The sequence below is a fragment of the Streptomyces sp. Ncost-T10-10d genome, from assembly GCF_900091955.1.
Taxonomy (GTDB): domain Bacteria; phylum Actinomycetota; class Actinomycetes; order Streptomycetales; family Streptomycetaceae; genus Streptomyces.
The window spans coordinates 90,024-96,951 of sequence record NZ_FMDF01000168.1 but is presented as its reverse complement, the minus strand read 5'-3'; the positions used below and the strand labels follow the sequence as shown (position 1 = coordinate 96,951).

At 68.2% G+C, this 6,928-nt stretch carries 8 protein-coding genes; all 8 read left to right on the top strand.

The annotated features are described in order from the left end of the window. Positions 1-32: 32 nt before the first annotated feature. The 8 genes from GA0115254_RS30640 (at position 33) to GA0115254_RS30605 (ending at position 6,926) form a co-directional block, all read left to right on the top strand. Positions 33-677, top strand: coding sequence for an HAD family hydrolase (locus GA0115254_RS30640; RefSeq protein WP_093898517.1), 645 nt, complete (start codon positions 33-35; stop codon positions 675-677). A 42-nt stretch (positions 678-719) separates the two neighbouring features. Further along, positions 720-1,925 (top strand): MFS transporter, encoded by a 1,206-nt coding sequence (locus GA0115254_RS30635; protein ID WP_176740365.1) that lies wholly within the window; start codon positions 720-722, stop codon positions 1,923-1,925. Then, entirely contained in the window at positions 1,894-3,066 is a 1,173-nt protein-coding gene (locus GA0115254_RS30630; RefSeq protein ID WP_093898530.1) for an acetoin utilization protein AcuC, read from the top strand. Before GA0115254_RS30635 ends, GA0115254_RS30630 begins: the two co-directional genes overlap by 32 nt. Positions 3,067-3,190: 124 nt before the next feature. After that, entirely contained in the window at positions 3,191-4,006 is an 816-nt protein-coding gene (locus GA0115254_RS30625) for a phosphatase (protein WP_093898516.1), read from the top strand. A 129-nt stretch (positions 4,007-4,135) separates the two neighbouring features. After that, complete coding sequence (locus tag GA0115254_RS30620) at positions 4,136-4,348, top strand: helix-turn-helix domain-containing protein (protein WP_014046653.1); 213 nt, start codon at positions 4,136-4,138, stop codon at positions 4,346-4,348. 110 nt (positions 4,349-4,458) lie between these two features. Beyond that, the gene (locus GA0115254_RS30615) at positions 4,459-4,557 is read left to right on the top strand and encodes a 30S ribosomal protein bS22 (RefSeq protein WP_003948845.1); all 99 of its coding nucleotides are present in this window, start codon (positions 4,459-4,461) and stop codon (positions 4,555-4,557) included. Between the two features lie 190 nt (positions 4,558-4,747). After that, a complete protein-coding gene (locus GA0115254_RS30610; RefSeq protein ID WP_093898515.1) occupies positions 4,748-5,842 on the top strand; it encodes an NAD-dependent epimerase/dehydratase family protein in 1,095 nt (364 codons plus the stop codon). Further along, positions 5,787-6,926, top strand: a complete 1,140-nt coding sequence (locus GA0115254_RS30605; RefSeq protein WP_370740970.1) for a lysophospholipid acyltransferase family protein — start codon at positions 5,787-5,789, stop codon at positions 6,924-6,926. Before GA0115254_RS30610 ends, GA0115254_RS30605 begins: the two co-directional genes overlap by 56 nt. Positions 6,927-6,928: the final 2 nt, after the last annotated feature.

The window sequence follows — 6,928 nt, the reverse complement described above, 5'->3', positions numbered from 1 at the left end:
TTTTCTGCGTTCTGAGCGTCTAGGCTCGAACCATGCGCTACGAACTGGTCATCTTCGACAACGACGGTGTGCTCGTGGACAGCGAGCCGATCTCCAACACCATCCTGGCCGAGTACCTCACGGAGCTCGGTCACCCCACCTCGTACCAGGAGTGTCTTCGCGACTACATGGGGGCTGCCGTGCACCGGGTGCACGATCTCGTCGAGGAGAGGACCGGGGAGAAACTGCCCGCGGACTTCGACGAGACACTTCACTCGCGGGTCTTCGCTGCGTTCCAGCAGGAGCTGGAGCCGGTGGCGGGTGTCGACGATGTGCTGGGGAAGCTTGTCGCCGACGGGGTCGCCTACTGCGTCGCGTCCTCCAGCAACCATGAGCGGATCAGGGTCGGGCATCGCAAGACCGGGCTCGACCAGTGGTTCGAGGAGGAGTGGATTTTCAGCGCGGAGGATGTGGGGCACGGAAAGCCCGCGCCCGATCTGTTCCTTCACGCTGCCGAGCGGATGGGCGTACCTCCCGAGCGGTGCGTCGTCATCGAGGACAGCCCGCTCGGAGTGGAGGCGGCCAGGGCCGCGGGGATGGATGTGTACGGGTTTACGTCGATGATGCCGGCGGACCGGCTCGCCGGGGTGACCGGGCACTTCTCCGACATGAGTCAACTGCGGGAACTGCTCGCCTGATCCATCTACCCATGAGTAGAGACTGGCCCTACGCTCGCGGCCATGACAGATGCTCGTTTGCGGCACGGCAGGGCCTCCCTCGCGTTGAGCTTCTTCGTGCAGGGAGTCACCTTTGCGCTGCTCGTGACGCGGATTCCCGCCATCCAGGACCGGTACGGGATATCCGACGGGCTGTTGCCGTTGTTCCTGGCCGCTGTGCCGATCCTGGCCGGGGTGGGCAGCGTGGTCACCGAGAAGGTGGTCGCGCGGGTGCGGCCCGGAGGCGTACTGAGATGGGCGCAGCCCGTTGTGCTGCTTGCGCTGCTCGGTGTCGGGGCCGGGAACGCGTTGTGGGAGGCGGCCCTGGCGCTCGGTGTGTTCGGGCTTGCCGTCGGGGCGCTCGATGCCTCCATGAACATGATGGGGGTCAGTCTTCAGCGGGCGTACGGGCGTTCCATCATGCTCGGGTTCCATGCCGCGTACAGCCTGGGCGGGATCGCCGGGGCGTCCATGGCGTGGGCCGGGGCGCACTGGGATCTCTCGCTGCTGGTCTCGTACCTGCCGGCGGTTGTCGTACTGCTGCCCGTCGCGTTCATCGGGAGCCGGTGGTACGTCGACGGCGCGTCGGTGGAGAAGGGACCGGGAGAGGCGCAGGGGAAGGGGGCCGCCTCGGTCTCCTTCAAGTTGCTGATGCCGCTCTGTCTGGTGATGAGCTTCGCGTACATCGGCGACTCGACGGTGTCCAACTGGAGTGCCAAGTATCTGCAGGACGTGCTGGGGAGCTCGGAGCAGCTGTCGACCGTTCCGTACAACGTCTACATGGTGACGACACTGCTGGGGCGGGCTGTCGGGGACTTCGGGGTGCGGCGGTTCGGGGCTGTGGCCGTGGTGCGGGTCGGGAGTGTGCTGGCTGCTGCCGGGTTCGGTGTGGTGGCGGTGGCCGGTGGGGCGTGGGTCGGGATGCTCGGGTTCACCCTGCTGGGGCTCGGGCTGTGCGTGATCGTGCCGCAGACGTTCGCCGCTGCCGGGCGGATGTTCCCCGGGGCGAGTGATACGGCCATCGCGCGGCTGAATGTTTTCAACTACGTGGGATTCCTGGTGGGGTCGCCGCTGGTGGGGGCACTCGGGGACGCCTGGAGCTACCGGGGGGCGATGCTCGTGCCGATGGTGTTGGTGCTCGCGACGCTCGTGTACGCCAAGTCGTTCGGCGCGGAGCCTGCCCGATACGGTGGCGGGCATGAGCGGCCGCACACAGTTGATGTGGGATGACGCAGTAACGGGATACGACTTCGGGGAAAGCCATCCGATGGACCCCGTCAGACTCGCCCTGACGATGGGGCTGGTGCGGGCGTTCGGGCTGGACGGTGCGGTGGATGTGGTGGCGGCCAAGCCCGCAGGGGAGTCCACACTGCGGCTCGTGCACCGCGAGGACTACGTGGCCGCTGTACGTGCCGCCTCGGCGGATCCGAAACACGCCGACCAGAACTACGGTCTCGGGACGGTGGACGACCCCGCGTTCGCGGGGATGCATGAGGTGTCGGCGCTGATCGCAGGGCAGTCGGTGGGGGCAGCCGAGGCGGTGTGGCGCGGTGACACCGCGCATGCCGTGAACTTCGCGGGCGGGCTGCACCATGCCATGCCGGGCGGTGCGGCGGGGTTCTGCATCTACAACGATCCGGCGCTCGCCATCGCGCGGTTGCTGGAGCTGGGTGCCGAGCGGGTCGCGTACATCGATGTGGATGTGCACCACGGGGATGGGGTGCAGGCGGCCTTCTGGGAGGATCCACGGGTCCTGACCGTGTCGCTGCACGAGCACCCGCGCACGCTCTTCCCGCAGACCGGCTGGCCGGAGGAGACCGGCTCCGGGGTGGGTGAGGGCAGTGCGGTGAATGTGGCGCTGCCGGCCGGTACGGGGGACGCGGGGTGGTTGCGGGCGTTCCATGCGGTGGTGCCGGAGCTGCTGGCGGACTTCCGGCCGCAGGTGCTGGTGAGTCAGCACGGGGCCGATACGCATTTCGAGGATCCCCTCGCTCATTTCGCGGTGTCGCTGGACGCGCAGCGGGTGGTGATGGCGGCCTGTCACGATCTCGCCCATGAGTACGCGGAGGGCGGGCGCTGGGTGGCGCTCGGCGGGGGCGGATATGCGGTGGTCGACGTGGTGCCGCGGTCCTGGACGCATCTGGTGGGGATCGCCGCGCATGCGCCGGTGGACCCGGAGTCGGTGATTCCGTCCTCGTGGCGGGACGAGGTCTATGCCCGGACGAGGCAGTTGGGGCCGGCCCGGATGACGGACGGGCGTACTCCTTCCTGGAAGTCGTGGGAGGAGGGGTACGACCCCGCGGACCGGCTCGATCAGGCGGTGCTGGCCACCAGGCGGGCGGCGTTCCCGTTGCGGGGGCTGCTGACCTGAGGCGGGCGGTGACCGGGCGCGGTGTGGCCCGTTTCCGTGCGGTGGCGAGGAATGGTTACGCCAACTGTGGGGCGTATCCGGGCTTCTGGCCCCCCGTCCGGGTGATTCGGGGAGCATCGGTGGGGTGTTGAGCACCGGAGCGCTGCGTGCGCATCTGCTGGCGGCCCGGCTGGCCGGGCCCGTGGCCACATCGAGGGAAGTGAGTCTGCGGAGCTATCGGCTCTTCGCGGCCCGAGACCCGCGGGTGATGCTCGGCCTCGACCCCGAACGGGGCTGGAAAGAGCCCGATCTTCTTCGTCTCATGGCCGACAAGTGCGGGGTTTCGGACGATCCCGCTCATGTCTCGGGCCCTGATGTGATCGATCCGGAGCGGACCCTGGCCGGTCTGGATGCTTTTGCCGTGCGGCTGTCGTATGCCGCGGTCCGGCGGGCGCCGGTGCTGTTCGGAACCGGTCATCCGCAGCGGCTGCTCGGCTTCTACGCAGAACTGGCAGACGCCATGTCGGCGGCCGGGTGTCCCGTACTCACCCCCGCGCAGGGGAGATGTATCGACATAACAGCCCGGTTCGGCGTACGTACGTACCGCCTCGATTACGTACGAGGTGTTGCGATGGTGCGTGAACCCGGCGTGCGGGCTCCCGGTGGTGACACCGGCGCACACACCCATTCGCCGTTGCCGGTGCGGGTGGCTCTGGAGGCGGTTGCGGAAGGTTGCGGGCGGCTGCCGGAGCTGGTCGTCGGGGACCACGGATGGGTCTGCGGGGCAGGTCAGCTGGGCATCGAGGCGATCGGGCTTGCGGATACGGACGATCCGGCGCTGTTCGTCGGGGAGGCCGAAGGGCGGGTGTCGGTCGCCGTTCCGCTCGACGATGCCGTGCGGTCCGCCTACTACCGGCCGCTCACTCGCTATGTACTCAATCGGGCGTGTCTGTCACAGTAGGCGGCCGATCGTCTCTCCTCTTCCCCACTCGCATCACACGCCCCTAATCTGGGGAGTGAGCGCACAACGACGAAGAGTCACCGGAGGGGAAGCCGGTACGCGTCTCCGTGCGGAAGGTACAGGTGGGTCATGGCTGCTGGCAGCGAGAGGCCTCTCAACGAGGTCAAGTTTCTGACTGTGGCGGAAGTCGCCTCGGTCATGAGGGTGTCGAAGATGACGGTGTACCGCTTGGTGCACAGTGGTCATCTGCCGGCGATCCGGGTGGGAAGGTCCTTCCGGGTTCCGGAGCAAGCGGTTCACGAGTATCTCCGCGAGTCCTTTGTGGGGGTGGAGTCCGCCTGAGGTTCACCTCGGATTACGCCCCTCACGCGGTGGCGGGTAGGCTAGGCCGACGTAGGTCGTGTGGGCCCAGACGCCCCGCACCAGTGAAGAAGAAGTGAGCGAGGGTAGTCGTGGGCTCTGTTATCAAGAAGCGGCGCAAGCGGATGGCCAAGAAGAAGCACCGCAAGCTGCTCAAGCGCACGCGCGTTCAGCGTCGCAACAAGAAGTAGGCGAACGCAGTTCGTGAATCCGCAGCCCTCCCGCCGACATGGCGGGAGGGCTGCGGTGCGTTGCGGGGGGCGGCACGTACGCGCATTCGGGCCAAAGAGTTGGTGGAAGGCCGCCGTGCGGTCATCGCAGGGCAACATCCACCCGCTACGGTGACGGCCAGGGGAAACCTTTCGACGGAAGGCGCTGATCTTGGGGAAGGTCGTGCTGGTCACGGGAGCGGCCCGGCAACTGGGCGGCCGTTTCGTGCGGCGCATCCAGCGTGATCCGGAAGTGGACCGGGTGATCGCCGTGGACGCGGTCGCGCCCGGACACCAGTTGGGCGACGCAGACTTCGTCCGTGCGGACATCCGCCAGCCCGCGATCGCCAGAGTCCTCGCCGAGCACTCCGTCGACACGGTCGTCCATCTGGACGTCTCCGCCAAGACGGTCGGCACGGGTGGCCGGACGGCGGTCAAGGAGACCAACGTCATCGGCACCATGCAACTGCTCGGTGCCTGCCAGAAGGCGCCGAGCGTGCGGCGGCTGGTGATCAAATCCAGTACGAACGTGTATGGCTCCGCGCCCCGCGATCCCGCGGTCTTCACCGAGACCACCCCGCCCAAGTCCTTGCCGAGCGGGGGCTTCGCCAAGGACGTGGTGGAGGTCGAGGGGTACGTACGGGGCTTCGCGCGCCGTCGGCCGGACGTCGCCGTGTGCGTGCTCAGGTTCGCGAACATCCTGGGGCCGGAGGCGGATTCGCCGCTCGCCGACTATCTGTCGCTGCCCGTGCTGCCGACGGTGTTCGGATACGACCCGAGGCTCCAGTTCGTGCACGAGGACGATGTCGTCGACGTACTGGGAATCGCCTCGCGAGAGCCGAGGCGCGGGACGCTGAACAGCGGCACCTTCAACATTGCCGGGGACGGTGTGCTGCTGCTCTCGCAGTGCTCGCGGCGGCTGGGGCGGCCGACGATGCCGCTGCTGCTGCCCGCCGTCACCTGGGTCGGCCAGGCGCTGCGTACGGTCGGCATGACGGACTTCTCGCCGGAGCAGATCCGGCTGCTCACCCACGGCCGGGTGGTCTCCACCGTCCAGATGCGCGAGACCCTGGGCTTCCACCCGCAGTTCAGTACCGCGGAGACGTTCGCGGAGTTCGCGCGCAGCCAGGGGCCAGGACTGCTGCCGCCGGAGGCGGTGGGCAGGGCGGTCGACCGACTGGCCGCCATGCCGTGCGCCGGGGCGGCCGGCGATGTTGCGGGGTTCACCGGGGCGGGCGACACACACCCGACCCCCAGCGCCAGGTAGAGGAGCGCACCGACGATGGCGGATGCCAAGGTCATTCCGTTCGACGACGACCGTTCGCGGTCGGGCGGCTCGCCGCGCTCTGCGCGACGCCGGTCCGCAGGGGGCGGCAGCCGGGGCCAGGGGGCCCTCGGCGGCCTCCGTGGTCGGTACTGCGGCCATCAGCGCCCTTCCAGGGCAGCTGGACGCCTCGCTGCCGCAGGAGGAGCCCCAGCAGGCCGGGCAACCCCTGGAGGGCGCCGAGCGCGGTGGCTGGGACCGGCGGATCGCCGGCGGGCTCGCGTTCCTGCGGCGGCGGGTCACCGGTGAGTACGACGTCGACGAGTTCGGGTACGACAAGGAGCTGACCGATCAGGTCCTGATGTCGATGCTGCGGCCGATGTACGAGAAGTACTTCAGGGTCGAGGTGAAGGGCATTGAGAACATCCCGTCCGACGGCGGCGCGCTCATCGTGTCCAACCACTCGGGGACGCTGCCGCTCGATGGGCTGATGCTCCAGGTCGCCGTGCACGACAACCATCCGGCGGGGCGGCATCTGCGGCTGCTCGCCGCCGATCTCGTCTTCATGCTGCCGGTGGTCAACGAGCTTGCCCGTAAGGCCGGGCACACGCTGGCCTGTGCGGAGGACGCGGAGCGGCTGCTGCGGCAGGGCGAGGTCGTCGGGGTGATGCCGGAAGGCTTCAAGGGCATCGGCAAGCCGTTCGGCGAGCGGTACAAGCTGCAGCGCTTCGGGCGGGGTGGCTTTGTCTCCACGGCGTTGCGGGCCGGGGTGCCGATCGTTCCGTGCTCGATCGTGGGGGCGGAGGAGATCTACCCGATGATCGGCAACTCGAAGACGCTGGCGCGGCTGCTGGGGTTTCCGTACTTCCCGATCACGCCGACGTTTCCCTGGCTGGGGCCGCTCGGGGCGGTGCCGTTGCCGACGAAGTGGACGATCCAGTTCGGGGAGCCGATCTCCACGAGCGGGTACCCGGTGGAGGCGGCGGAGGATCCGATGCTGATGTTCAATCTGACGGATCAGGTGCGGGAGCAGATTCAGCACACGCTGTACAAGTTGTTGGTGCAGCGGAGGTCGGTGTTCTTCTGAGG

Excerpts from the sequence above, each read along its gene's own strand:
- GA0115254_RS30620 (WP_014046653.1), top strand. The coding sequence starts at position 4,136 with ATGGCTGCTGGCAGCGAGAGGCCTCTCAACGAGGTCAAGTTTCTGACT.
- GA0115254_RS30605 (WP_370740970.1), top strand. The coding sequence starts at position 5,787 with ATGTTGCGGGGTTCACCGGGGCGGGCGACACACACCCGACCCCCAGCG.
- GA0115254_RS30635 (WP_176740365.1), top strand. The coding sequence starts at position 720 with ATGACAGATGCTCGTTTGCGGCACGGCAGGGCCTCCCTCGCGTTGAGC.
- GA0115254_RS30640 (WP_093898517.1), top strand. The coding sequence starts at position 33 with ATGCGCTACGAACTGGTCATCTTCGACAACGACGGTGTGCTCGTGGAC.
- GA0115254_RS30630 (WP_093898530.1), top strand. The coding sequence starts at position 1,894 with ATGAGCGGCCGCACACAGTTGATGTGGGATGACGCAGTAACGGGATAC.